This is a genomic window from Minwuia sp. IMCC3060 (assembly GCF_029909435.1).
Lineage (GTDB): Bacteria > Pseudomonadota > Alphaproteobacteria > Minwuiales > Minwuiaceae > Minwuia.
Genome location: NZ_CP123782.1, coordinates 80,203 through 105,743 on the forward strand (window position 1 = coordinate 80,203; position 25,541 = coordinate 105,743).

Consider the following 25,541-nt stretch of genomic DNA (forward strand, 5'->3'; position numbering starts at 1 on the left):
GAAAATCCTGCCATCTGACACGCCCGAAAACGGACCCGGCGATGGTGCGGCGCACAATAGTAAGGCGGGCTGAGGGTGTCAACGAACCGTAATGCGTGCTCCGGACAGGGCCGCCATGCCCGGAAAACCGGGCGTTCAGGCCCCCTGTTGCAGGATGCTTGATTGTGGTCGGCGTTCGTGGTGCGATGCTGGTTCAAGCCGCGTGCCGGAGACGGTACACATGCGGGAGCTTGCAAAGGGTCAGTGTCTCTGACATAAAGCCGCGCTCGCTTCCGACCATGGGCGAGATCCGGGGGGCCGGTCCATGAACGGGTGCTGTGCGGGTTCCATGCACAACGCTCTGACAATCGAATCCCCAAAGCAAACTGGCATTCGAATGCCGCGACCGCCGTCGGGCCGACGACGGCCGTGCTCCGCACAGCACGTCTGGCCCCTTGAGCACGGCTTCTGTTGAGACGATGGAGATCGCATGACGCGACAGACTGGGACGCCTCGCGCCTACGGCCTGCCGCCCGAGCAGGGCCTCTACGATCCACGCAACGAGCATGATGCGTGCGGTATCGGATTTGTTGTCGACATCAAGGGGCGAAAATCGCACGACATTGTCTCGCAGGGTCTGCAGGTTCTCGTGAACCTGACCCATCGGGGTGCTGTCGGTGCTGATCCTCTCGAAGGCGACGGCGCGGGCATCCTGGTCCAGATTCCGGACGCGTTCTTCCGCGAGGTCTGTGATTTCGAACTGCCGGAGGCCGGTCACTACGGTGTCCTGAACATCTTCCTGCCCAAGGATCCCGACATTCGCGTGCTCTGCGAGAACATGCTGGAGCGCTACGCGGTGGCCGAGGGACAGCGCGTGCTCGGCTGGCGCGACGTGCCTGTGGACCGCAATGGCATCGGCGAGAGCGTGCTGGCCGTTGAGCCGGTGATCCGCCAGATGTTCATCGCCCGTGACCCGGCACTGCCGGATCAGGACGCGTTCGAGCGCAAGCTGTTCGTCATCCGCAAGCAGGCGGCCATCGAGTCGCGCAAGATCAATCACCGCGAAGCGGGCATGCTCTACATCACCACCAGTTCGTCCCGCGTCGTCTGCTACAAGGGCATGCTGCTGGCGGAGCAGATCGGCAGCTATTTCAAGGATCTGACCGATCCGCGATTCTCCTCGGCGCTGGCGCTGGTGCATCAGCGGTTCTCCACCAACACCTTCCCGGCCTGGTCGCTGGCGCATCCGTTCCGTCTGATCTGCCACAATGGCGAGATCAATACCGCGCGCGGCAACGTCAACTGGATGGCGGCGCGTGGCAAGGCGCTGAAGTCGGACGTGCTGGGGGATGACCTGAAGAAGCTGTGGCCGCTGATCGCCGATGGCGTCTCGGATTCCGCCAGTTTCGACAATGCGCTGGAACTGCTTGTGGCCGGTGGCTACCCGCTCAGCCATGCCATGATGATGCTGATCCCGGAAGCCTGGGACAACAATCCGCTCATGGATCCGGCGCAGAAGGCTTTCTACGAATATCACGCTGCCCTGATGGAGCCCTGGGACGGCCCCGCCGCCGTCGCCTTTACCGATGGCCGCCAGATCGGCGCCACGCTGGACCGCAACGGTCTGCGCCCGGCGCGTTACATCGTTACCGACGATGACCGTGTCATCCTTGCGTCGGAAGCCGGAACCCTGCCGGTATCGGAGGAGCGGATTCGCCAGAAGTGGCGGCTGCAGCCCGGCAAGATGCTGCTGATCGATACGGAAAAGGGCGAGATTGTCTCCGACGAGGCGCTGAAGGCCGAGATCGCGGCCAGCAAGCCCTATGGCAAGTGGGTTGCGGACAGTCAGCTGAAGATCAGCGACCTGCCGCCGGCCATGCCGCCGATGAAGCCGAACCGGACGACCATGCTGGATATGCAGCAGGTGTTCGGCTACACGCAGGAAGACCTGAAGTTCCTGATGGCACCCATGGCGGAGACCGGGGCGGAAGCCATCGGTTCCATGGGCAACGACACGCCGATTCCGGCGCTGTCCTCCAAGGGCAAGCCGCTCTACAACTATTTCAAGCAGCTCTTCGCGCAGGTGACGAACCCGCCGATCGATCCGATCCGCGAGGAACTGGTGATGTCGCTCACCAGCTTCATCGGTCCGCGCCCGAACCTGCTGGGTCTCGGCGGTGGCGCGCATCTGAAGCTGGAGGTCTCGCAGCCGATCCTGACCAACGAGGATCTGGAGCGAATCCGTCATATCGAGGATGTGCCCACCAACGACTTCCACGCGCAGACGCTGGATATCACCTTCTCCCGCCAGGAGGGGCCCCAGGGCATGGCGCGCCGGATCAGTGCCCTGCAGCGGGAGGCGCAGGATTGCGTCGAGCGCGGTGAGAACATCATCATCCTGTCCGACCGTGCCGTCGACATGGACCGTGTGCCGGTCCCGGCCGCGCTGGCGACTTCGGCGGTTCACCATCATCTGGTGCGCAATGGTCTGCGTACCTCCGTCGGGCTGGTCGTCGAGACCGGCGAGGCGCGCGAAGTGCATCATTTCTGTGTGCTGGCCGGGTACGGGGCGGAGGCCATCAATCCATGGCTCGCTTTCGAGACCCTGACCGACATGCATCCGGGTATCGCCCCGGGTGAGGAAAAGCGCCTGCACAAGAACTTCATCAAGGCGGTGGGCAAGGGCATCCTGAAGGTCATGTCCAAGATGGGCATCTCCACCTACCAGTCCTATTGCGGCGCGCAGATCTTCGACGCCGTCGGTCTGTCGAGCAGCTTCGTTGCCACCTATTTCCCCGGCACCCACACCCGCATCGAAGGCGTCGGCCTGGATGTGCTGGCGGCGGAAACGGTGGAACGGCATCGGCTGGCGTACGAGGACGTGCCGATCTATCGCAACGCGCTGGACGTCGGCGGTGACTATGCGTTCCGCATCCGTGGCGACGCGCATGTCTGGACGCCGGAAACGGTCGGCCTGCTGCAGCATGCCGTGCGCGGTGACGCCCAGGACAAGTACCGGGAATATGCGCGCATCATCAACGACCAGAGCAAGCAGTTGCTGACGCCGCGCGGCCTGTTCGAGATCCGCCTCGCCGAGGAGCCGGTGCCGCTGGAAGAGGTGGAGCCTGCCACCGAGATCGTGAAGCGGTTCTCCACCGGTGCAATGTCCTTCGGCTCCATCAGCCGGGAGGCGCATACCACCCTGGCCATTGCCATGAACCGGATCGGCGGCAAGTCGAACACCGGCGAGGGCGGTGAGGAGCCGGAACGGTTCGTCAAGCTGGCGAACGGCGACTCGGAGCGTTCGGCGATCAAGCAGATCGCGTCGGGCCGGTTCGGCGTGACGGCGGAGTATCTCGTCAACTCGGACATGATGCAGATCAAGATGGCCCAGGGCGCGAAGCCCGGTGAGGGCGGCCAGCTGCCCGGGCACAAGGTCGACAAGGTGATCGCGCGTGTGCGTCATTCGACCCCGGGCGTGGGCCTGATCTCCCCGCCGCCGCACCACGACATCTATTCCATCGAGGATCTGGCGCAGCTGATCTACGACCTGAAGAACGTCAACCCGACGGGCGACGTGTCGGTGAAGCTGGTGTCGGAGGTTGGTGTCGGCGTGGTCGCGGCCGGTGTGTCCAAGGCCAAGGCCGACCATGTGACCATCTCCGGGTTTGAAGGCGGCACGGGTGCGAGTCCGCTGACCTCCATCAAGCATGCCGGCAGCCCGTGGGAGATCGGCCTGGCCGAGACCCAGCAGGCGCTGGTGCTGAACCGGCTGCGGGGCCGGATCGCGGTGCAGGTCGATGGTGGCCTGCGCACCGGGCGCGACGTCATCGTCGGTGCCCTGCTGGGCGCTGACGAGTTCGGCTTCGCCACCGCGCCGCTGATCGCGGCGGGCTGCATCATGATGCGCAAGTGTCACCTGAACACCTGCCCCGTGGGCGTGGCGACCCAGGACCCGGAACTGCGCAAGAAGTTCCAGGGCGCGCCGGAGCATGTGATCAACTATTTCTTCTTCGTCGCCGAGGAAGTGCGGGAACTGATGGCCGCGATGGGGGTTCGCACCATTGACGAGCTGATCGGGCGCACCGACCTGCTGGACAAGAAGCAGGCGATCGAACACTGGAAGGCGCGCGGTCTGGACTTCTCCCGTCTGTTCCACCGTCCGCAGGTCGGCCCGGAAGTTGCCGTGCGCAACACCGAGGAGCAGGAGCACGACATCTACGAGATTCTGGACCGTGACCTGATCGAGCAGGCGATGCCTGCGCTCGAGTCGGGTACGCCGGTTCAGATCGAAATGCCGATCCGCAACATGAACCGGACCACCGGTGCCATGCTGTCGGGTGAAGTGGCGAAGCGCTATGGCCATGCCGGGCTGCCGGAGGATTCGATCTCCGTCAGGTTCAAGGGCACGGCGGGCCAGAGCTTTGGCGCCTTCCTGGCGCGCGGGGTCAGCTTCGAACTGTGCGGCGACGGCAATGACTATGTCGGCAAGGGGCTGTCAGGTGGCCGTATCGCCATCTACCCGGACCCGAGCAGCCAGATCGTGCCGGAGCAGAGCATCATCATCGGCAATACCGTGATGTATGGCGCGATTGCCGGCGAATGCTATTTCCGCGGTGTCGGCGGGGAGCGTTTCTGTGTGCGCAACTCCGGTGCGACGGCGGTAGTCGAAGGCGTCGGCGATCATGGCTGCGAATACATGACCGGCGGAATCGTGCTGGTCATCGGCCCCACCGGGCGCAACTTCGCGGCAGGCATGTCGGGCGGTATCGCCTATGTCCTGGACGAGCGTGGCGACTTCGAACGGCGCTGCAATGCGGAGATGGTGGACCTTGGTCCGGTTGATCCTGCCGATCTGGCGCCTGAAGGTGATGACCTGTCGGATCACCTGCGTCACGACGCCAGCCGTATCCGCATGCTGCTGGAGCGTCATGCGCACTACACCAACAGTGCCCGTGCGAAAGCCCTGCTGGAGGATCTCGACGGCACGCTGTCGAAGATCGTCAAGGTCACGCCGCGGGACTATGCACGCGCCCTGAACGAGCTGCGGGCCGAGGAAGCCGCCACCGCCGAAGCCGGCGCGCTGCCGGGAGGAGATGACTGATGGGCAAGGTCACGGGGTTCCTGGAGATCGAACGCAAGGATCGCCACTACCGTCCGGCGGAGGAGCGGGTAAAGCACTTCCGCGAGTTCGTGGTGCCGCTTCCCGATGACGAACTGAAGGCCCAGGGCGCGCGCTGCATGGACTGCGGCATCCCCTACTGCCATCAGGGCTGCCCGGTGAACAACATCATCCCGGACTGGAACGATCTGGTCTACAACGGGAAATGGCGGGAAGCTTCGGAGGTTCTGCACTCCACGAACAACTTCCCCGAATTCACCGGTCGCGTCTGTCCCGCCCCGTGCGAGGCGTCCTGCACGCTGAACATCGACGACAGCCCGGTCACCATCAAGACCATCGAGTGCGCCATCGTCGACCGCGCCTTCAGCGAAGGCTGGATCGAACCGCAGATCCCGAAGCATCGCACCGGCAAGACGGTTGCCGTCGTCGGCTCCGGCCCTGCCGGTCTGGCTGCGGCGCAGCAGCTGGCCCGCGCCGGGCATCGGGTGCATGTATTCGAGAAGAACGCGAAGATGGGCGGCCTGCTGCGGTACGGCATTCCCGACTTCAAGATGGAGAAGCATCTGATCGACCGCCGCCTGTCGCAGATGCAGACCGAGGGCGTGATGTTCATCGGTGGTATCCATGTCGGTATCGACAAGTCGGTCGATGACCTGCTGGCCGAATTCGACGCGGTTGTCCTGGCTGGCGGCGCGGAGGCTCCGCGCGACCTGCCGGTGCCGGGCCGCGACCTGGACGGCGTCATGTTTGCGATGGATTTCCTGCCGCAGCAGAACCGCCGGGTCAGCAACGAACCGCTGGGCGATATCGAGGAAGTCACGGCAGAGGGCAAGCACGTCATCGTCATCGGTGGTGGCGATACCGGCTCCGACTGCATCGGCACCAGCTTCCGTCAGGGTGCGGTTTCCGTCACCCAGCTCGAGATCATGCCGGCACCGCCGGCGCGCGAGAACAAGGCCCTGACCTGGCCGGACTGGCCGCTGAAGATGCGCACCTCCTCCAGCCAGGCAGAAGGCGCCGAGCGCGATTTCTCCGTCGTCACGACCGCCATCCGGGGCGAGGACGGCAAGGTCGTCGCCATCGAGTGCGCGCGGTGCGAGGGGCCGGAGAAGGGCTTCGCGAAGATCGAGGGGTCGGAGTTCGAGCTGAAGGCCGATCTGGTGCTGCTGGCCATGGGCTTCGTCAGCCCGGTGCATGAAGGCATGATCGACGATCTGGCGGTGGAAAAGGACCAGCGCGGCAACGTCATGGCCAACACGGAGGATTATCAGACCTCCTGCGCCAACGTCTTCGCCTGCGGTGACATGCGTCGCGGTCAGAGCCTGGTCGTCTGGGCCATCCGCGAAGGCCGCCAGTGCGCCCGCTCCGTCGACGAGTTCCTGATGGGATCAACCCTGCTGCCGCGTTGAATGCGGATCGTCTTGTTCGGGACGGGGATGATCTTCATTGCCCCCGCGAGCGTTCTGACCAAGGGAGTGTCGGCCTGGCATCTCTCCCCTGCTTCCCCCCCCCCTCGCGGGGGAAGTGGCCGCGCAGCGGTCGATGGGGGGGAAGCCGAAGGCTGTTGCGCAGTGGTCCGGTGCTGCATCGGCTTCGCCGATCCACCCCCTTCCCGGCCTTCCCCCGTCGAGGGGGAAGGGGCGCTTGCTTCGTTGTTCGACCATTCCTCGTTGTCGTTGGTGTCAGGTTGAAATCCTGACGACTTCGCTGTGTCCTGCCGTTCAGCCCCGGAACAGTCGGCTCAGTTCCGGGACATAGGCGTCCCCATGCCCTGCCCCGGCCGCCGTCCCGATGGCGGAGGAGACGCCGTCGGCAATGGCCCGGCTGCCGGAACTCTCGCCAACCATCTCGCGGTAATAGTCGATGTCCTTGATCGCATTGCCGATGGAGAAGGGCACGTCACTGGCGTCGCCGGTCAGGATGCAGTGCCTCAGCCGCTCCAGCGCCATCCCGGCCCCGCCACCCTTGCCCAGCACATCGACGAAGACCTGCGGTTCGACCCCCGCCTCCGCCGCCTGCGCCGCCGCTTCCGCCAGCAGCGCCATGTGGCCGACCGAGACATAGTTGTGCAGCAGTTTCATCCGGTGTCCGAAGCCGACACCGCCCACATGATCGATGTTCTCCGTGAAGGTGTCCAGTACCGGTCGCGCAGCCTCCAGCACCTCGGCCTCGCCACCGACGAGGATGTTCAGCGTGCCTTCATGTGCCTGCTTTGACAGGCGGGTCATCGGCGCATCCAGAAACCGCCCCCCGGCCTCCGCCACCAATGCCGCCATCCGCTCCGTCGATTCCGGCAGGGCGGTCGAACAGTCCACGACGATGGTGCCGGGTTTCAGCGCGGCAATCACGCCCGTCTCCCCGGTCATCACCGCCTCCACTTGCGGCGAACCGGTAACGCAGATGATGACCAGATCGGAAACCGCCGCGACCGCGCCCGGCGAGTCCTGCTGGCCCGCGCCCATCCCGATCAGGTCGTCCACCGGCTGGTTGCCGGGATGATCCATCATCACCAGCGGAAATCCGCCCTTCAGCACATTCAGCGCAATCCCGTGGCCCATCAAGCCCACACCGATGATCCCGACCCGCATGTCCATTCTCCTCCCGCATCCAGTATCCGTGGAAGGGAGTGTACCGGGCCGTTACCCCCGCGTCAGTGCGGCTGTTCCGTTATCGCCGATAGTCCGCCGTCATGCCGTAGCCGGACCACTGCAGTTTCAGCCATGAACCATCCGGGCCGTACCAGACATCGAAATCGCGGCTGGTTTCGGCGTGGTAGCGGCGGGCGAGGTGGCGCTTCTCCTGCGCGTCGATGAATTCCAGGTCCAGTTCCGTGATGGCGACCTTGCGGATGTCGCCCCGCGCGGCATCCAGGAATGCGCTCCGCTGCACGGCATCCTGTCTCCAGAAGGCGGTGGAGGGCCAAATGTCGGCGGGCAGGGTGCGGTTGCCGAAGCGCAGGCTGGTCACCTCCAGACCCTCCGCTCCCTGAACCGCCGTGACCTCGTCCCTGTTGTCGCCGTCCAGGGTGGTGGAGGTGAAGCGGACGAGCCGGTCGCCCTGCCAGACTTCCTCCGTTGTCTGCGTGTAGTCGAACACGGTGACGAAGAACAGCCGCACCCGGATGCGGATATCGACCTTCACGGTCATCTGTCCGGCGTCGGGGCCGGGGGTAAAGCTCAGGCTGTGATGCCCGACCTTCGAGCCGGCGATGTGCACGTCGAAATGGATGTCATCGGGTTGCGCCGCATGGACCGCGCCCGGCAGGGCCGCCGCCGTCAGCAGGCCCAGCCCGCCCAGCAGCAGCCCGCGACGGTCAATGCCGGGCGATGCCCGCATAGTCCGAGGCAGCGACCTCGTCGCATTTCGCGCGGTAGGCCGGTGCGCCCGCAGCGTAGAGCAGGAAGGTGCGCTTGTTCTTGCCTTCGACATTGGTGTTGATGCCCATGAACCATGAATCGACCTTGGTATAGAGCATCTTTTCCGCGCTTTCATGGACATGGTGTGTCCATTCCGTGGCAGCGGCCTCGTCCGCCTCCGCCGTCGCCAGGCCCTTCTCCCGCATGTTGCGGATGAAGTCGGTGGCCCATTCCACGTTCTGCTCGATGCAGCGCGGAATGTTGCAGAAGGACGCGGCATTGTGCGGCCCCACCAGGGTCAGCATGTTGGGGAAACCCGGCACCATCAGGCCGAGGTAGGTGAGCGGTCCCTCCGCCCACTTCTGCTGCAGCGTCTGGCCGTCCACGCCCTCGAACGCGATCTTCGAGAAGCCGCCGGTGACGGCGTCGAATCCGGTGGCATAGATGATGATGTCGAATTCCAGTAACTCGGCGCTGGTCCGGATTCCGGTCGGCGTCACCCGTTCGATGGGCGTGTCCTGCAGGTTCACCAGCCGCACATTGTCCTGATTGTAGACCTCGTAGTAGTTGGTCTCCAGCGGCACGCGCCGGGTGCCGAAGCCATGATCCTTCGGGATCAGCATGTCGGCGACCTTCGGGTCCTTCACCCGCTGGCGGATCTTGGCGGCGACGAAGTCGGAAATGGTCTGGTTCGCTTCCTCGCTGACGAAGATGTCGCGGAAGTTGCCCATCCAGATGCCGAAGCCGGGGGCGTCGTACAGTTCCTCGTAGAAGGCTTCGCGCTCCTCCGCGCTCACCCCCATCGCGCGGCGCGGGTCGGCGTCATGCATGAAGCAGCCGTGGGACCGCTTGCAGATCTCGAAGATCTCCGGGTAGCGGGCGCGGATGTCCTGCTGCTGTTCCGGCGTGATCGGGCTGTTCTTCAGCGGCGCGCACCAGTTCGGGCGGCGCTGGAACACGGTCAGTTGTCCGGCGGTCTTGGCGACTTCCTGGATCGTCTGCACGCCGGTTGCTCCGGTGCCGATGACCGCCACGCGCTTGCCCTTGAAATCCACTGGCTCATGCGGCCAGCGGGCGGTGTGCATCGACTGGCCCCGGAAGTCGTCGATGCCGTCGATGGTCGGCATGGTGGGGACCGACAGGGGGCCGATGGCGGTGATCAGGAACTGCGCGGAGCCGGTCCAGCCATCCGCCGTCCAGACCGTCCATCGCTCCGCCTCACTGTCCCAGCGGGCGCGGGTGACCGTGCTGTCGAAGCGGATGTCGCGGCGCAGATCGAGCTTGTCGGCGACGAAGTTGCAATAGCGCAGCGTCTCCGGCTGGGCCGAGAAATGCTCGCTCCATTGCCACTCGTCCAGGATCTCCTCCGAGAAGGAATAGCCGTAGGAATAGCTTTCCGAATCGAAGCGCGCGCCCGGATAGCGGTTCCAGTACCAGGTGCCGCCGACGCCGTCCCCGGCCTCCAGTACCTGCACCGACATGCCCAGGCCGCGCAACTGGTGCAACTGGTACATGCCGGAAATTCCGGCCCCGATGATGATGGCGTCGAAGGTCTGCTCGGTCATGATCGTCTCTCCCCTGTGTGTCAGGGTAGCACGTCATTAAACGGGAGCCAGAGCGGCCTCAGAATACCCCCTCTGCCCGCATCGCGGCGAGATCGTCGTCCGAATAGCCCAGCTCGCGCAGCAGGGACTCGGTATGTTCGCTCAGGCGCGGCAGGGTGGTGTTGGCGCGGCCCGGTTCCTCCGCGAACTTCATCGGCACTCCGACATGCTCGAAGCCGTCCGCGTCCTCGAAGATCATGCCGCGATGGCGCAACTGCGGATCGTCACAGGCCTGGCGCAGGTCGTTGACGGGGGCGAAGGCTGCGTCCACATCCTCGAACCACGCCACCCATTCCGCCTGGGTCTTCGTGGCGAAGGTTTCCCGCAGGAAGTCGATGGCGGGCTGCTGTGTCGGTCCCGGCGGCGGCTCGCAGGCCTCGATCAGGTCGGGGCGGCCCAGCTTGGTCAGGATCGCCTTCGCGAAGTGCATCTCCGCGCCGCCCAGCACGATGTGCTTCCCGTCCGCCGTGGCGTAGATGTTGTACATGGCGTTGCCGCCCCAGGTCCGCTCATGCCGCACGACCGGCATCTTCTTCTCCGCAAAGACGGTGCCGAGCAGGTTCGGCATTGCCGCCATCAGCGAATCCATCATCGACAGATCGATGGTGTCCCCCTGACCGGTCTCGGTCCGGCGCAGCAGCGCCATCAGGATCGCCGACAGCCCCATGGTGGCCGACAGCATGTCCGCGTTGGCGATGCCGGGAATCGTCGGCGCGCCGTCCGCGCCGATGTTGCAGCTCAGCACACCGGCCAGCGCCTCCGTCGCCAGATCGTGCGCCGGGCGCTTCACATAGGGGCCGTCCTGACCGAAGGCGGAGATGGAGCAATAGACCAGGCGCGGGTTGCGGGCGCGCACGGTTTCCGCGTCGACACCCAGCCGTTTCACCACGCCGGGGCGAAACGCCTCGATCATCACGTCGGCGGTCTCGGCCAGTTTCAGCAGCGCCTCCCGCCCCGCCTCCGTCTTCAGGTTCAGCTGCACCGATTTCTTGCCTCGGTGCGTGTTCTGGAAATAGACCGTCACCCCGTCGGCGCGCCGGGCGCCGATCTCCCGGTTCGGCTCCCCGCCATTGATGGGTTCCAGCTTGATCACCTCCGCCCCGTGATCCGCCATCATCTGGGTCAGCAGCGGGCCGGGCAGGAAAAGCGACAGATCGAGGACGCGGATACCTTCCAGTTTCATCAGTAGCCCTCCGACTGCGACCAGTCGAAATAGAGACCGTGGGCGCGCCGCGCGATGGGGCCGGGCTGCAGATCCCGCCCCTCGTAGCGGGTGACGGGGACCACCTTGCCGAAATTGCCCGTGGTGAAGATCTCGTCCGCTTCGGCGAAGTCCTGCGGAGTCAGGGTGACCTCCTGCACTTCGACACCGTCGGCGCGGAACAGCTCCGTCATCCGCTGCTTGGTGATGCCGTTCAGGAAGGTGCCGTTCCAGACCGGTGTCATGGCAACACCGTCCTTGACCATCCAGATGTTGGCGGTGGCCAGTTCCGCGACATTGCCGGAAGGGTCGCAGAGCAGGGCATTGTCATAGCCACGCTGTCCGGCCTCCCGCAGCGCGCGCTGGGAATTCGGATAGAGGCAGGAAGCTTTGGCATCGGTCGGGGCCATGTCGCGGGCCGGACGGCGGTGGGTGGACAGGCAGACACTCATCCCCGTCGCGGTGGGCAGGGGCGACTCATAGACAGCCAGCGTGAACTCCGTCGATTCCGGATCGGGAGAGACGAAGCCGGTGCGGGCGAAGAACATCGGACGGATGTAATAGGCGCGGTCGCGGGGCAGGTCGGCCAGTGCCTCCCGGCACAGCTCCTCCACCCGCGCGGCATCTTCCTTCGGTTCCAGCAGCATGGTGCGGGCGGAACGGACGACGCGTTCGCAATGGGGTGTCAGGTCCGGTGCCAGCCCCTCGAAAGCCCTGGCGCCGTCGAACACGACACTGGCCATCCAGAAGGCGTGATCCATCGGGCCGGTCAGGCGCGGGTTCTCCGTGAACCAGTCCCCGTCGTAAAAGAACCGTGCTTCCATGCTGCGCTCTCCTCCCCAAGCTTTCGTTTGACCGTGTCTTAGTCGGTTTTGCGCCGTGAGGGAATTGCCCGCTGATCGCCGCGCGTCCGGTCAGGGCAATGGTGGCGTCGGACCGCGCAAGCCTGTATCAGCAACGCTCGAGACTCTTTCAGGACCCGGAACCATGAGCCTGCTTTTTCCCCTGGCGCGACGTCTGCTGTTCAGCATGGATGCCGAACGGGCCCACAATCTGACCGTTCGGGCGCTCCGCAATCCGGCGCTGGCCAGGCTGGCGGCTGTGCGGGTACCCGACATGCCGGTGGAGATCGCGGGTCTGCGCCTGCCGAACCCGGTGGGACTGGCGGCGGGACTGGACAAGAACGCGGAAGCTGTCGATGGCTTGCTGGCGCTGGGTTTCGGCTTCGTGGAGATCGGCGGCGTGACGCCGAAGCCGCAGCCGGGCAATCCGCGCCCCCGCGTCTTCCGCCTGATGGAGGACCGGGCTGTGATCAATCGCTATGGCCTGAATTCCGACGGGGCGGAGGCCGTGGCGCGCAATCTGGAGCGGCGGCGCGCACCGGGCATCGTCGGCGTCAACCTGGGGGCCAACAAGGAAAGCACCGATCGTATCGCCGACTATGCGGAATGCCTGCGGGTGGTGGGGCCGCTGGTGGACTATGCGACGGTCAATGTCTCGTCCCCCAACACACCCGGGCTGCGCGCGCTGCAGGACCGCGCCGCGCTGGTGGATATCTTCGAGCGGCTGATCAGGGTACGGAATGAAGGCCGTCTGAAGACGCCCCTGTTCCTGAAGGTCGCGCCGGACCTGACCGCGGCGGACATCACGGATGTATCCGCCGTCGCACGCGACATGGGAATCGATGCCCTGGTCGTTGCCAACACGACCATCGCCCGCCCCGACAGCCTGCGCAGTCCGAACCGCACGGAGGTCGGTGGCCTGAGCGGCGCGCCGCTCTGCGGCCCGTCGACGGAGGTGCTGTCGCGGTTCCGCGAGGCCACCCGGGGCGAGGTCCCGCTGATCGGGGTCGGCGGGATCATGACGGGCGAGGATGCGGCGGCGAAGGTGCGCGCCGGGGCTTCGGCAGTGCAGTTCTACAGCGGCATGATCTGGCGCGGTCCCGAGCTGATCCGCGAGTCGGCTGAAGCCATCGCTGCCCTCCACGGGACATGAGCGCCCCGCGCAAGCCACGCCCGGCTGTCGAGGTCGGCATGGCCATGATGGCGGCGGGGATGCTGTGGATTCCCTGTATCGATGCCATCGCCAAGTTCCTGGGCGAGAGCGTGCCGCCGGGCCAGATCGCGGCCAGCCGCTTCCTGTTCCAGTCGCTGCTGCTGTTTCCGCTGTTGCTGCTGGCCGGGGGATTGCCCCGTGTGCCATGGCGACAGTTGCATCTGCACGCGGCACGGGGGGCGCTGATCGCCCTGGCAACCGCGTTCTTCTTCACGGCGCTGCAACACATGCCGATTGCGGACGCCATCGCGATCTTCTTCGTGGAACCGCTGATCCTGACCCTGCTGTCGGGACTGTTCCTGGGGGAAGCCGTGGGCTGGCGCAGGATGACCGCGGTGCTGGTCGGGTTCCTGGGAGCGCTGATCGTCATCAGACCGGGCTTCGGCTGGGTCGGCTGGCCGGCGCTGATGCCCCTGCTCGCGGCAGGCTGTTTCGCCGTCTATCTGGTGCTGACACGGCGCATGGCCCAGACCGGTGACGCGGTGCAGATGCAGTTCTGGGCCGGAGTGTTCGGCTTTCTGACCATGGCGGCTGTCCTGGCCCTCGGCGGGATCGCCGGTATCCCGGCACTGACCGCGGTTCAGCCCGAACTGCACGAGTGGGGCCTGCTGTTCGCGCTTGGGCTGGTGGCGACCGCTGGGCACATGCTGGTCGTGCATGCGTTCCGTCGCGCTCCGGCTGGGGTGCTCGCCCCGTTTCAGTACCTGGAGATCATCAGTGCGACGGTGCTTGGATACCTCATCTTCGATGACTTTCCCGATGCGGTGACCTGGACCGGCGTTGCGGTGATCGTCGGGGCAGGCATGTATGTGTTCCATCGGGAGCGCAAGCTGGCGCGCGTTTCCCACTGATCCGATGTGAAACGGTCACAAATGGCCGATATTCCGGCTGTTTAGGTGTTGTCGGAATGGTACGGCCGTCCCGCGCGTGATATGAGAAGGTTCAGGGACAAGACCCTTCAAGGGCAGGCGACCGGGGAGAGCAAGATGCGTTCAGGGACACTTGTCCTCGCCGCAGCATTGGCGGCATTGCCGATGGCAATGGTGTCCTTGGGTCTGCAGGCAGGCCCGCGCGAGTCCCTGCAACTGGCCCAGAACGAGATCGAAGCCAGGCCCGCACCGCCAAAGCCGGTGGCCCAGAAGCCTGCACCGCCGCCGACACAGTTCATTCCCATCGCGGCCTACTGGACCGGTCCCTACGCCGCCGGCGGTTCCGCGTTCGGTGACGGTATGGCGGACTATTACGAACTGCTGAACAGGCGGGACGGCGGCATCAACGGCGTCAGGTTGAGCTGGGAAAAGTGCGAGACCGCCTACAAGGCGGAACGTGTCGTTGCCTGTTACGAGAAGCTGAAGAAGGCCAGCACCAGCGGCCTGCCGTTCTTTCACCCGCTCTCGACCGACGCGACCTATGCGCTGGTGGGGCCGGGCCGGGCCGATCAGGTTCCCATCATCACCATGGGGTACGGGCGCGCGGACGGTTCCGACGGCCGGGTCTTCCCTTACGTGTTCCCCGTCATCACCAGCTACTGGAGCCAGTCGACGGCGGAGGTCCGTTTCATCGGTCAGCTCGAAGGCGGGATGGACAGGCTGAAAGGCCTGAAGATCGCCAACGTTCATCATGATTCTGCCTATGGAAAGGAAACCATCCCGGTTCTGGAGCGTCAGGCGCAGAAGTATGGGTTCGAGTTCCGCAACTTCCCGGTCGCCCATCCTGGGCTGGACCAGAAATCGATCTGGCTGCAGGTCGCACGGCAGTACAAGCCGGACTACGTGATCCTGCGCGGCTGGGGCGTGATGAATCCCATGGCCCTGAAGGAGGCACGCCGGGTCAAGTTTCCGGCCAACCGGGTCATCGGTGCCTGGTGGTCGGGGTCGGAGGAGGATGTGATCCCCGCCGGTCCGGCCGCGAAGGATTATTATGCTGCGGGGTACCAGTCCGCCGGGGCGGACTATCCGGTGATCCAGGACATGATCCGTTACCTCTATGACAAGGGTGACGGTGACATGGACCCGCGGCGGGTAGGCTCGATCTACTTCAATCGTGCCGTGGCCATGGCCATCGTCGGCACCGAGGCCATCCGCGACGCCATGCGGATGGCGGGAGAGAACCGTCCGGTCACCGGGGCGGAGGTTCAGGCCGCGCTGGAACAGTTGACGCTTGATGAGGCGCGGCTGGCGAAGCTCGGCGCGGTCGGTCTGCTGCCGGAGATCAGGCTTTCCTGCCGCAATCACGGCGGTGACTCGCCGCTGAAGTTCCTGCAATGGGACGGCACCGCCTGGGGGGAGGCAACGGACTGGATCGAGACCGATCAGTCCATCGTGCGCCCGATGGTGGAATCCTCCGCGGTCGCCTATGCGAAGGAAAATGGCATCACGCCGCGCATCTGCCCGAACTGACCGCTTCGCCAGACCTGCCGGTCGCCATCAGTCTTGCCGTTCAGTCCGTCGGTGTCGTGACGGTCAGGCGCGCGGATCCTGCCTGCAGGATACCCTCAGGCCGGTCCAGGCGCAGCATGGCAAGCACGTGATCGCCTGCGCCGCTGCGCACGGTCCCGACGCTGCGCCCATCCACGACCACATCCGCGCCAGCGTCAGGCAGTTCGCCCTCGACATGGCAAGCCAGCAGCATCTTGCGGACGTTGCCGCGATACCTGCTCCGCGCCGTGATCTCCTGCCCGACGTAGCAGCCCTTGCGGAAGTCGATGCCGTTCAGCTTGTCGAAACGCACCTCCAGCATGAAGTTCTTCTCCACCTCCATGTCCCGGCTGCCATCCGGGATGCCGCGTGAGACGCGCAGCGCATGATAGGCGGACAGGTCGTCATCGTGGTCGGGCAGGGGGTGTGTGGCGGGCCAGAGCAGGCGCTTTCCCATGCCCGGATCGCGGGGGTCGGTGTAGCTGATCGCACCCTCTCCCGTGACATCGCCGTCGGGTGCCGCCAGCACCTGCCAGTCGGCGCTGACGTCGTCGATCGTGACCTTCGATCGCAGCCTGTACATGGTCAGGCGTCGCTTCAGGTCGTCGATCCGGGGGGCCTCCACCTCCAGCAGCAGGGCGTCGCCGTCGGGCTCGGGCGTGACGAAGAAGTCGTGCAGGAACTTGCCCTGGGGGGTCAGCAGCGCGGCATAGACCGCCGTTCCTGCGGCAATATCCGCAACATTGTTGGTCACCAGGGCCTGGAGGAATCCCACGGCCTCGGTGCCGCCAACCCGCAGCACGCCCCTGTCGGGAATTCTGAAGACATTCATTGCGTCTGCTCCCTGCCGGTGGGTGATCCGATCCTACTCTGCCGCCAGACTCGGCGGGCGGGTCCAGGCGTGCTGTTCCGAGTGGGGGTCGAGCGGTGTCCCGACCAGATGGTTGGTATAGTTGGAAATCACCTTGTGCGCGATGACGCCGACAATCTCGATGACATTGCGTTTCGTGAAACCCGCGGCCATGAAGTGGTCGAGGTCGGCGTCTTTCACCCAGCCGCGCTGAACCACCATCTTCTGCGTGAAGGCGCGCAGCACGTTCAGGCGGTCGTCGGCGAAGGGGGAATTGGTGCGCGCCGCCTCGATCACATCCTGCGGAATCTTCTCCGCATTGGCGATCCGCGTGTGGCCTGCCATGCAGTAGGTACAGTCGTGATAGGCGTTGATGGTGAACCACACCACATGCCGTTCCTCAGGCGTGAAGGACATCTTCATCACGGCGCGGCTGAGGGCCATGTAGGCTTCGGTGGTGGCCGGTGCCTCCACCATTCCGGCGATCAGGTTGGGGACGAAGCCATAGCTCTTCTCCGCCTTCTCCAGCAGTTCCCTGCCGTCTTCCGGCGCCGTTTCCTGCGTGTGAAGCTGAAACCGTGTCATCGTCACCTCCTGCGTGTCTGCCCCGCTATCTGATGCGGCTGCGGCGGCAATCAAGTTTCCTGTCGGGGACGTGATGGTCGCTGGGGGAACAGTGTTTGGTCGTGACCGACGCAGGCGCGGCGGCGGACTGTGGGAAGAACAGGTTGATCGACAGGGGGGCGAACATGACCGATGAACTGATCCATCTGGCACGCTGGCACAATGGGGACAAGGGCTTCTCCCCCTTCACGGACGCGGAGATGCAGCGCAGGCAGGACGCCATGCGGGCGCTGATGGCAGCGGATGACATCGATGCCTGCCTGTTCAGCAGCTACCACAACATCTGCTACTTCTCGGGCTTCATGTACTGCCAGTTCGGGCGCCGTTACGCCCTGACCCTGACGCCGGATGCGGCAACGACCCTGACCGCGGCGATCGATGGCGGGCAGCCCTGGCGGCGGACGTTCGGTGACAACCTGACCTACACGGACTGGCGTCGGGAGAGCTATTTCGACGGTCTGAAGCAACTGCTGCCCGGGGTTCGCCGGCTGGGGATCGAGTTCGATCACGTGACCCTGCAGTTCCGCGATCTGCTGGCAGCGCATTTCCCGGGTGTGGAACTGGTGGATTGCGGTGAAACGGCCATGCGGCTGCGCACGGTCAAGTCGGCAGAGGAGCACGCCCTGATCCGGGAGGGTGCACGCATCTGCCGGATCGGTGGCGAGGCGGTGATGGAAGCCGCCCGCCCCGGGGTGCCGGAGCATGAGGTGGCGCTGGCCTCCACCAGTGCCATGGTGCGGGCCATCGCGGACAGTTTCCCCTTCGTCGAGCTGATGGATACCTGGACCTGGTTCCAGTCCGGCATCAATACCGACGGGGCCCACAATCCGGTGACCAACAGGCGGATCGAACAGGGCGATATCCTGTCCCTGAACACCTTCCCGATGATCTTCGGCTATTACACGGCGCTGGAGCGGACCCTGTTCGCAGGTGCGGTGGACGCTGTCTCGCTGGATCTCTGGCAGAAGAACTGCGCGGTTCATGTACGCGGCATGGAACTGATCCGGCCGGGTGCGCGCTGCTGCGATATCGCGCTGGAACTGAACGAGATGTATCGCGGCTGGGACCTGCTGAAGTATCGCTCCTTCGGATATGGTCACAGCTTCGGCGTGTTATCCCATTACTACGGACGCGAAGCGGCGGTGGAATTGCGTGAGGATGTGGAGACCGTGCTGCAACCGGGCATGGTGGTATCCATGGAACCCATGATCATGCTGCCCGAGGGTGTGGAGGGGGCCGGCGGCTATCGTGAACATGACATTCTGATCGTCACCGGGGACGGCGCCGAGAACATCACGGACTTCCCCTTCGGCCCCGAAAAGATGATTCTGCCTGCATAATCAGCAACAAGGCAGGGTGGTTGCATGATGATCACAAAGCTGACATCGTTGCACCGCAACACGAAGACGGGCCCAGACACTGCGGCAACAAGCAGGTCGGACCAACAGGGACTGCAAACGCCGACCGGGCGTTCGAACTTCAAGCACCTGCAATCAATGCGGGGCAAACAGGGAATTGAGGCAGCTGCGTGACAGGCGATCAGTCGATGGGCGATCCATTCGTCCGGTTCCAGGAAGTGCAGAAGAGCTATGACGGTGAAACGCTCGTCGTCAAGAATCTGAACCTAGATATCGCCAATGGCGAATTCCTGACGATGCTTGGCCCGTCCGGGTCCGGAAAGACAACCTGCCTGATGATGCTCGCAGGGTTCGAGACTCCGACGCATGGCAAGATCGTTCTCGACGGCGCGCCGCTGAACGATGTGCCGCCGCACAAGCGCGACATCGGCATGGTATTCCAGAACTACGCGCTGTTCCCCCACATGACGGTGGCCGAGAACCTGGCCTTCCCGCTGAAGGTCCGCAAGATGGGCAAGGCGGAGATCGAGGAGCGGGTCCAGCGGGCACTGGACATGGTGCAGCTCGGCCCCTTCGGCGGCCGGCGCCCGATGCAGCTTTCCGGCGGGCAGCAACAGCGTGTCGCGGTGGCCCGCGCGCTGGTCTTCGACCCGAAACTGGTGCTGATGGACGAACCGCTGGGCGCGCTGGACAAGCAGCTGCGCGAGCAGATGCAGTTCGAGATCAAGCATATTCACGACAATCTCGGCATCACGGTGGTCTATGTCACCCATGACCAGTCCGAGGCGCTGACCATGTCGAACCGCATTGCGGTGTTCAACGACGGCATCATCCAGCAGCTGGCACCACCGGCGGACCTGTATGAACGCCCCGACAATGCCTTCGTGGCGCAGTTCATCGGCGAGAACAACAAGCTGACCGGCAAGGTCACGGCGGCGGATGGCGACAGGTGCTCGGTGGAACTCGACAGCGGTGAGAAGGTGACGGCCCTGTCGATCAGTCACGGTGGTGTGGGCCAAAAGACCATGCTGTCGATCCGGCCCGAGCGGGTGATGATCGGCGACGATGTGAAGGACTGCGACGTCCATGTCGATGCCCGGGTGCAGGAACTCATCTACCTGGGTGACCACATCCGCACGCGCCTGACCGTCTGCGGGCGCGACGACTTCGTGGTGAAGATTCCGAATTCAACAGATCGTGCCGGTCTCGTGCCCGGCAACGAAATTTCCCTTGGCTGGCGGACACGCGACTGCCGGGCACTCGATATGCCCGACAATCTGTGATCACAGGGTCAGCAGGGAACAGGATCGCACGAGAGAAAAACCAAGGAGGCTCATAATGAAAAGCTTCAAGTCAGCCCTGATTGCGGCTGCTGTGGCGAGTGTTGCGGCAGGTGCCGTGACCAGTGCCCAGGCCGAGACGGAACTGGTTGTCGTATCCTGGGGCGGTGCCTATTCGGCCAGCCAGCAGGGCGCCTACCATGATCCCTACATGGCCGCCAATTCCGATGTCAGGATCGTCAATGACGACTCGTCCAACGCGGCCGTGGCCAAGCTGCGCGCGATGAACGAAGCCGGCAATGTCACCTGGGACCTGGTCGATGTGGTCGCCGCCGATGCCATCCGTCTGTGCGACGAGGGCCTGGCCGAGATCATCGACCACGACAAGGTGCTGGCACCGGCCCCCGATGGCACGCCCGCCTCTGAGGATTTCGGCGACCTGATCGTGTCCGAATGCTTCATCCCGCAGATCGTGTACTCCACGACCTTCGGCTATCGCACCGACATGGTCTCCTCCACGCCGACCAGCGTCTGCGACGTCTTCGATCTGGAGAAGTTCCCCGGCAAGCGCGCGCTGGAGAAGAACCCGATCAACAACATGGAATGGGCCCTGCTCTGTGACGGCGTCGCGCCGGATCAGGTCTATGAGGTTCTGGGCACCCCGGCCGGTGTCGAGAAGGCCCTGGCCAAGCTTGGCACCATCAAGGACAGCGTTGTCTGGTGGACCAAGGGCGCACAGACACCGCAGCTTCTGGCTGACGGCGAAGTCGTGATGGGCTCCACCTACAACGGTCGTCTCTTCTCGGTGATCGAGGAAGAGAAGCAGCCGATCGCGATGCTGTGGGACTGGCAGGTGTTTGACCTGGACGGCTGGATCGTCCCCACGGGCACCAAGAACAAGGAAGCGGTGATGGAGTATCTGCGCTTCGCCACCGACACCCAGCGTCTGGCTGATCAGGCGAAGTTCATCTCCTACGGTCCGGCGCGCAAGTCATCGGCACCGCTGGTGGGCAAGCACGCCACGCTGGGCATCGAGATGGCACCGCACATGCCGACCGATCCCGCGAATTCCAAGACCACCCTGCTCTACAACTACGAGTTCTGGGCGGACAATCGCGACGATATCGATGAGCGTTTCCAGTCCTGGCTGCTGCAGTAAGGCTCATGACGTGACGGACTCCGGGGCGGGTTTCGCCCGCCCCGGAAACCGTTGCTACTCCCGAATGCGTCCCGCCAGCGGGCGTCTTCCGGTGTGGCATCGGCCCGGACGGCGAAGTCCGGGACAGGTATTGGGCAGGGGGCTCAGCGAACCAGGATGACAGCGACCGACATGCAGAACAGTGCCGCCGACGCGATCGTCACCGCGGACGGCAAGCCGCTGAAGGTCTCCCTGGCCAAGGCATTGCGCCGACAGCGCATGTTCGCGCTGGCCCTCGTCGCGCCGCTGTTCATCTTCGTTGCCATCAGCTTCATCATCCCCATCGCCGACATGCTGTTCCGCTCCGTCGAGAACGGCATTGTCGAGGAGATCCTGCCGCAGACCGTCAAGGCGCTGGAGTCCTGGGACGAGACCTCCGGTGAACTGCCTGACGAGGCCGTCTATGCCGCCATGGTCGCGGACCTGAAGGTGGCGCGGAAGGAACGGACCAACACCAAGGTCGGTCAGCGGCTGAACTACGAACGCTCCGGCATGTCCAGCCTGTTCCGTGGTGCCGGACGCAAGGCCAGCCGGATCAAGGAACCGCCCTACAAGGAACAGCTGATCAAGACCGACAAGGACTGGGGCAAGGTCGTTACCTGGCAGGTGATCAAGCAGTTCTCGCCCAATCTGACACCGGGATACTATCTGGCCGCCGTCGACGCGATGCAGACGCCGGAAGGCGATATCCGGTTCGAGGATTCCGAGAAGGCGATCCATACGAAGCTGTTCATACGCACCATGATCATGTCCGTGGTGATCACGCTGATGACCCTGTTGCTGGGCTTTCCGATCGCCTACCTGATCGCCACGCAACCGGCCAAGATCGGCAACCTGCTGATCATTCTTGTGCTGTTGCCCTTCTGGACATCATTGCTGGTGCGAACCACATCCTGGATCGCCCTGTTGCAGCAACAGGGGGTGATCAACGATATCCTGGTCTTCGTGGGCATCATCTCCGAGGACGGGCGATTGGCGATGATCCACAACGCCACCGGCTCGGTCATCGCCATGACGCATATCCTGCTGCCGTTCATGGTGCTGCCGCTCTACAGCGTGATGAAGACCGTGCCGCCTACATACATGCGCGCCGCGACATCGCTGGGCGCGCATCCGTGGCCGGCCTTCTGGAAGGTCTATTTCCCCAATACGGTGCCGGGGATCGGTGCCGGGGCGATCCTGGTCTTCATCCTGGCCATCGGCTACTACATCACGCCGGAACTGGTCGGCGGCACGTCGGGAACCTTCATCTCCAACCGCATCGCGTTCCATATCCAGAACTCCCTGAACTGGGGTCTGGCGGCGGCGCTGGGCGCGGTGCTGCTGGCCATCGTGCTGGTGTTCTACCTGCTGTACGACAAGATCGTCGGCATCGACAACATGAAGCTGGGTTAGGGGAGAGACCAATGGCTGCCCTTCCACCCTATGCATCGACGCCGGAGCGGATCTGGTACTACGCCTTCCGCGTCATCTGCGCGGCGGTGTTCTTCTTCCTGATCTTCCCGCTGATGGTGATCGTGCCGCTGTCGTTCAACGCGGTGCCCTTCTTCACCTTCACGACGGAGATGCTGGCGTTCGATCCTGCCGGCTATTCGACGAAATGGTACATGGACTTCTTCACCAACCTGAACTGGCAGGGTGCGGTCTGGAACTCCTTCGTCATCGCGTTCTTCGCGACCATCCTGTCGGCCAGCCTCGGCACGCTGGCGGCCCTTGGGCTGTCGCGGCCGTCGATGCCCTATCGCACGCTGATCATGAGCATCCTGATCTCGCCGATGATCGTGCCGCTGATCATCTCCGCGGCGGGCATGTACTTCTTCTATTCCCGCGTCGGGCTGCAGGGCACGCACCTCGGTGTCATCCTGGCCCATGCCGCGCTCGGCACCCCCTTCGTGGTGATCACGGTGACCGCGACGCTGGTCGGGTTCGACAACAATCTGATCCGGGCGGCCAACAGCCTGGGCGCGTCACCGGCGCGCACGTTCTTCACGGTCATCGTGCCGCTGATCACGCCTGGCGTGATATCGGGTGCGCTGTTCGCATTCATCACCAGCTTCGACGAGGTCGTGGTGGTGCTGTTCGTCGGCTCCTTCGAGCAACGCACCATTCCATGGCAGATGTTCTCCGGCATACGCGAACAGATCAGTCCCACCATTCTGGCGGTGGCGACCCTGCTGACACTGGTGTCCATGCTGATGCTCTTCGCGCTGGAACTGCTGCGCCGCCGCACCGAACGCCTGCGGGGCATCAAGAATACCTGAGCCACCCTTGCGAGGGGCGCGTCGCAGCATGGACATGTCTTGGCGATGGAAGGACAGCGGACGCTGTCCCCGCTGCCAAGCTGAATTCGACCTGTCCCTGCTGTCGTCCGGAGACTGCCCATGCCTGAAGATGTCGCACTGCGTTTCAGCCGCCAGGAATATGCCGACCGGCTGAACAAGACGCGCGCTGCCATGGAATCAGCCGGCATCGACCTCCTGATCCTCAGCGATCCCTCGAACATGGCCTGGCTCACCGGCTATGACGGCTGGTCGTTCTACGTGCATCAGGCCGTCATCGTCGGGCCGCATGGCGATCCGGTCTGGTTCGGGCGCGGGCAGGATCTGAACGGCGCCAAGCGTACCGTCTACATGGGCCTCGACGACCTCGTCGGGTACGAGGATCACTACGTCCAGTCGATGGAGCGGCACCCGATGGAGGTGCTGTGCGCGGAGATCGTGACCCGCGGCTGGGCCGGGGGCACCGTCGGTGTCGAGATGGACAACTACTATTTCTCGGCCAAGGCATTCGCGACGCTGCAGTCCGGCCTGCCGAACGTCCGGTTCCAGGATGCGACCGCGCTGGTCAACTGGCAGCGCGCGGTGAAGAGCCCGCAGGAACTGGACTACATGCGCAAGGCCGCACGGATCGTCGAGTCCCAGATGAAACGCATCTTCGATATCGCCGAACCCGGTGTCCGCAAGTGTGACCTGATTGCCGAGATCTATGACGCGGGCCTGCGCGGCACGGACGGTCATGGCGGTGACTACGCGGCCATCGTGCCGCTGGTCGGTGCGGGTGTTGACGGCTCCGCCCCGCACCTGACCTGGGATGACAGTCCGCTGCGTGACAACGAGGGTGTCTTCTTCGAGATCGCCGGCTGCTACCACCGCTATCACTGCCCCCTGACCCGCACGGTCCACTTCGGCGAACCGCCGGAACTGTTCCGCCGGGCGGAGGCCGCGGTGCAGGAAGGCATGGCGCTCGGTCTGGAGAAGGCGAAGGCCGGCAATACCTGCGAGGATGTGGCGCTGACGTTCTTTGCCGAACTGCGCCGCCATGGCTTCGAGAAGAACAACCGCACCGGCTATCCCATCGGCCTGTCCTACCCGCCGGACTGGGGCGAGCGGACGATGAGCTTCCGCGCCGGGGACCTGACCGTGCTGCAACCGGGCATGACGTTCCATTTCATGACCGGCCTGTGGCAGGCGGACTGGGGCATCGCGATGACGGAAAGTATCGTGATCGGGGAGAACGGACCCGAGTGTCTGGCCAATGTGCCGCGCGAGCTGGTGGTGAAACATGCCGCGGGCGCCACGGTGCAGGTGGCAGACCTGCCGCCACCGGATCCATCGAAGCAACGCCCGCAGGCCTGATCCGTACTATACTCCTGCCTTTCTGACAGTCAGATGGGGAGGACATGAACATGGCTGGCGATTACGGGAAATTCTCGACCTTCGAGGTGGACTGGCCTGCGGACAGGGTGCTGCGGCTGACCCTGAACAATCCGGCGACGATGAATTCGCTCGACCAGACGGGTCACAATCACATGACCTACATCTGGAACGAGATCGACGCCGATCCGGACGTTTCAGCCGTCATCCTGACCGGCAAGGGCAAGGCCTTCTCCGCCGGTGGCGACTTCGCCATGATCGAGGCGATGATCGACGACTACCACGCCCGCGTGCGGTCGTGGAAGGAGGCCAAGGACCTCGTCTACAACATCATCAACTGCGGCAAGCCCATCGTTTCGGCCATCAATGGCGTGGCGGTCGGTGCCGGTCTGGTCGCGGGCCTGCTGTCGGACATTTCCATCGCGGCGAAGTCGGCGAAGATCGTCGATGGTCATACGCGGCTGGGTGTGGCGGCGGGTGATCATGCCGTCATCAACTGGCCGATCCTGTGTGGCATGGCGAAGGCGAAATATCACCTGATGCTGTGCGAGCCCATGACCGGTGAGGATGCCGAACGGATGGGGCTGATATCGCTCGCCGTGGAGGATGACGAACTGCAGGCCAAGGCGCTGGAAGTGGCTGTCCGGCTGGCCAATGGCGCGCCGTCCGCCATGCGTTTCACCAAGTATGCGCTGAACAACTGGTACCGCATGGCCGGACCGGCGTTCGATGCTTCCGTGGCACTGGAAATGCTCGGTTTCACCGGGCCGGAAGTGCGGGAGGGGCTGGCATCCCATCGGGAGAAACGCCCGCCGGTCTTCGACCCGAAGTCCGACGCCTGATC

Annotated in this window: 19 protein-coding genes; 12 read left to right on the forward strand and 7 right to left on the reverse strand. The window is 64.3% G+C overall.

Annotation, left to right across the window (positions count from 1 at the left end; translation table 11 throughout):
* The first annotated feature begins 469 nt into the window (after positions 1-469).
* Positions 470-5,083 (forward strand): glutamate synthase large subunit, encoded by a 4,614-nt coding sequence (gltB, locus tag QGV54_RS00390; RefSeq protein ID WP_281018863.1) that lies wholly within the window; start codon positions 470-472, stop codon positions 5,081-5,083.
* Entirely contained in the window at positions 5,083-6,510 is a 1,428-nt protein-coding gene (locus QGV54_RS00395; RefSeq protein WP_281018862.1) for a glutamate synthase subunit beta, read from the forward strand. The genes gltB and QGV54_RS00395 overlap by 1 nt, the downstream gene beginning before the upstream one ends.
* Before the next feature lie 312 nt (positions 6,511-6,822).
* Here QGV54_RS00395 and QGV54_RS00400 read toward each other — a convergent pair whose 3' ends face one another.
* The 5 genes from QGV54_RS00400 to QGV54_RS00420 all read right to left on the reverse strand — a co-directional run bounded on the left by QGV54_RS00400 (position 6,823) and on the right by QGV54_RS00420 (position 12,086).
* Positions 6,823-7,689, reverse strand: a complete 867-nt coding sequence (locus QGV54_RS00400; RefSeq protein ID WP_281018861.1) for an NAD(P)-dependent oxidoreductase — start codon at positions 7,687-7,689, stop codon at positions 6,823-6,825.
* Between the two features lie 79 nt (positions 7,690-7,768).
* Positions 7,769-8,437 (reverse strand): DUF6134 family protein, encoded by a 669-nt coding sequence (locus tag QGV54_RS00405; RefSeq protein WP_281018860.1) that lies wholly within the window; start codon positions 8,435-8,437, stop codon positions 7,769-7,771.
* On the reverse strand, positions 8,415-10,022 hold the full coding sequence (locus QGV54_RS00410; RefSeq protein ID WP_281018859.1) for an NAD(P)/FAD-dependent oxidoreductase: 1,608 nt from the start codon (positions 10,020-10,022) through the stop codon (positions 8,415-8,417). The genes QGV54_RS00405 and QGV54_RS00410 overlap by 23 nt, the downstream gene beginning before the upstream one ends.
* Positions 10,023-10,080: 58 nt before the next feature.
* Positions 10,081-11,244, reverse strand: a complete 1,164-nt coding sequence (locus QGV54_RS00415; protein ID WP_281018858.1) for a CaiB/BaiF CoA-transferase family protein — start codon at positions 11,242-11,244, stop codon at positions 10,081-10,083.
* Positions 11,244-12,086: a branched-chain amino acid aminotransferase gene (locus QGV54_RS00420; protein ID WP_281018857.1), complete on the reverse strand. Its 843-nt coding sequence runs from the start codon at positions 12,084-12,086 to the stop codon at positions 11,244-11,246. The genes QGV54_RS00415 and QGV54_RS00420 overlap by 1 nt, the downstream gene beginning before the upstream one ends.
* A gap of 163 nt (positions 12,087-12,249) precedes the next feature.
* Between QGV54_RS00420 and QGV54_RS00425 the strand changes: the two genes are divergently transcribed.
* From QGV54_RS00425 to QGV54_RS00435, 3 genes are all read left to right on the forward strand, one after another.
* Positions 12,250-13,257: a quinone-dependent dihydroorotate dehydrogenase gene (locus QGV54_RS00425; protein WP_281018856.1), complete on the forward strand. Its 1,008-nt coding sequence runs from the start codon at positions 12,250-12,252 to the stop codon at positions 13,255-13,257.
* Positions 13,254-14,168, forward strand: a complete 915-nt coding sequence (locus QGV54_RS00430) for a DMT family transporter (protein ID WP_281018855.1) — start codon at positions 13,254-13,256, stop codon at positions 14,166-14,168. The genes QGV54_RS00425 and QGV54_RS00430 overlap by 4 nt, the downstream gene beginning before the upstream one ends.
* Before the next feature lie 135 nt (positions 14,169-14,303).
* Positions 14,304-15,716 (forward strand): ABC transporter substrate-binding protein, encoded by a 1,413-nt coding sequence (locus tag QGV54_RS00435; RefSeq protein WP_281018854.1) that lies wholly within the window; start codon positions 14,304-14,306, stop codon positions 15,714-15,716.
* Positions 15,717-15,756: 40 nt separating this feature from the next.
* Here QGV54_RS00435 and QGV54_RS00440 read toward each other — a convergent pair whose 3' ends face one another.
* Together QGV54_RS00440 and QGV54_RS00445 are read right to left on the reverse strand one after the other, a co-directional pair.
* Positions 15,757-16,566 (reverse strand): hypothetical protein, encoded by an 810-nt coding sequence (locus tag QGV54_RS00440; protein ID WP_281018853.1) that lies wholly within the window; start codon positions 16,564-16,566, stop codon positions 15,757-15,759.
* A gap of 33 nt (positions 16,567-16,599) precedes the next feature.
* A complete protein-coding gene (locus QGV54_RS00445) occupies positions 16,600-17,169 on the reverse strand; it encodes a carboxymuconolactone decarboxylase family protein (RefSeq protein WP_281018852.1) in 570 nt (189 codons plus the stop codon).
* A gap of 164 nt (positions 17,170-17,333) precedes the next feature.
* Between QGV54_RS00445 and QGV54_RS00450 the strand changes: the two genes are divergently transcribed.
* The 7 genes from QGV54_RS00450 to QGV54_RS00480 all read left to right on the forward strand — a co-directional run bounded on the left by QGV54_RS00450 (position 17,334) and on the right by QGV54_RS00480 (position 25,539).
* Entirely contained in the window at positions 17,334-18,548 is a 1,215-nt protein-coding gene (locus tag QGV54_RS00450) for a M24 family metallopeptidase (RefSeq protein ID WP_281018851.1), read from the forward strand.
* 206 nt (positions 18,549-18,754) lie between these two features.
* The gene (locus QGV54_RS00455; protein ID WP_281018850.1) at positions 18,755-19,849 is read left to right on the forward strand and encodes an ABC transporter ATP-binding protein; all 1,095 of its coding nucleotides are present in this window, start codon (positions 18,755-18,757) and stop codon (positions 19,847-19,849) included.
* A gap of 55 nt (positions 19,850-19,904) precedes the next feature.
* Entirely contained in the window at positions 19,905-21,005 is a 1,101-nt protein-coding gene (locus tag QGV54_RS00460; protein ID WP_281018849.1) for an ABC transporter substrate-binding protein, read from the forward strand.
* 156 nt (positions 21,006-21,161) lie between these two features.
* Positions 21,162-22,439, forward strand: a complete 1,278-nt coding sequence (locus QGV54_RS00465) for an ABC transporter permease (RefSeq protein WP_281018848.1) — start codon at positions 21,162-21,164, stop codon at positions 22,437-22,439.
* A gap of 11 nt (positions 22,440-22,450) precedes the next feature.
* Positions 22,451-23,305, forward strand: a complete 855-nt coding sequence (locus QGV54_RS00470) for an ABC transporter permease (protein ID WP_281018847.1) — start codon at positions 22,451-22,453, stop codon at positions 23,303-23,305.
* Positions 23,306-23,425: 120 nt separating this feature from the next.
* Positions 23,426-24,679: an ectoine hydrolase DoeA gene (gene doeA / locus QGV54_RS00475; protein WP_281018846.1), complete on the forward strand. Its 1,254-nt coding sequence runs from the start codon at positions 23,426-23,428 to the stop codon at positions 24,677-24,679.
* 50 nt (positions 24,680-24,729) lie between these two features.
* Complete coding sequence (locus QGV54_RS00480; RefSeq protein ID WP_281018845.1) at positions 24,730-25,539, forward strand: enoyl-CoA hydratase/isomerase family protein; 810 nt, start codon at positions 24,730-24,732, stop codon at positions 25,537-25,539.
* Positions 25,540-25,541 lie beyond the last annotated feature (2 nt).

Coding starts and splice junctions, on each gene's coding strand:
- gltB (WP_281018863.1), top strand. CDS start 470: ATGACGCGACAGACTGGGACGCCTCGCGCCTACGGCCTGCCGCCCGAG.
- QGV54_RS00395 (WP_281018862.1), top strand. CDS start 5,083: ATGGGCAAGGTCACGGGGTTCCTGGAGATCGAACGCAAGGATCGCCAC.
- QGV54_RS00400 (WP_281018861.1), bottom strand. CDS start 7,689: ATGCGGGTCGGGATCATCGGTGTGGGCTTGATGGGCCACGGGATTGCG.
- QGV54_RS00405 (WP_281018860.1), bottom strand. CDS start 8,437: ATGCGGGCATCGCCCGGCATTGACCGTCGCGGGCTGCTGCTGGGCGGG.
- QGV54_RS00410 (WP_281018859.1), bottom strand. CDS start 10,022: ATGACCGAGCAGACCTTCGACGCCATCATCATCGGGGCCGGAATTTCC.
- QGV54_RS00415 (WP_281018858.1), bottom strand. CDS start 11,244: ATGAAACTGGAAGGTATCCGCGTCCTCGATCTGTCGCTTTTCCTGCCC.
- QGV54_RS00420 (WP_281018857.1), bottom strand. CDS start 12,086: ATGGAAGCACGGTTCTTTTACGACGGGGACTGGTTCACGGAGAACCCG.
- QGV54_RS00425 (WP_281018856.1), top strand. CDS start 12,250: ATGAGCCTGCTTTTTCCCCTGGCGCGACGTCTGCTGTTCAGCATGGAT.
- QGV54_RS00430 (WP_281018855.1), top strand. CDS start 13,254: ATGAGCGCCCCGCGCAAGCCACGCCCGGCTGTCGAGGTCGGCATGGCC.
- QGV54_RS00435 (WP_281018854.1), top strand. CDS start 14,304: ATGCGTTCAGGGACACTTGTCCTCGCCGCAGCATTGGCGGCATTGCCG.
- QGV54_RS00440 (WP_281018853.1), bottom strand. CDS start 16,566: ATGAATGTCTTCAGAATTCCCGACAGGGGCGTGCTGCGGGTTGGCGGC.
- QGV54_RS00445 (WP_281018852.1), bottom strand. CDS start 17,169: ATGACACGGTTTCAGCTTCACACGCAGGAAACGGCGCCGGAAGACGGC.
- QGV54_RS00450 (WP_281018851.1), top strand. CDS start 17,334: ATGACCGATGAACTGATCCATCTGGCACGCTGGCACAATGGGGACAAG.
- QGV54_RS00455 (WP_281018850.1), top strand. CDS start 18,755: ATGGGCGATCCATTCGTCCGGTTCCAGGAAGTGCAGAAGAGCTATGAC.
- QGV54_RS00460 (WP_281018849.1), top strand. CDS start 19,905: ATGAAAAGCTTCAAGTCAGCCCTGATTGCGGCTGCTGTGGCGAGTGTT.
- QGV54_RS00465 (WP_281018848.1), top strand. CDS start 21,162: ATGACAGCGACCGACATGCAGAACAGTGCCGCCGACGCGATCGTCACC.
- QGV54_RS00470 (WP_281018847.1), top strand. CDS start 22,451: ATGGCTGCCCTTCCACCCTATGCATCGACGCCGGAGCGGATCTGGTAC.
- doeA (WP_281018846.1), top strand. CDS start 23,426: ATGCCTGAAGATGTCGCACTGCGTTTCAGCCGCCAGGAATATGCCGAC.
- QGV54_RS00480 (WP_281018845.1), top strand. CDS start 24,730: ATGGCTGGCGATTACGGGAAATTCTCGACCTTCGAGGTGGACTGGCCT.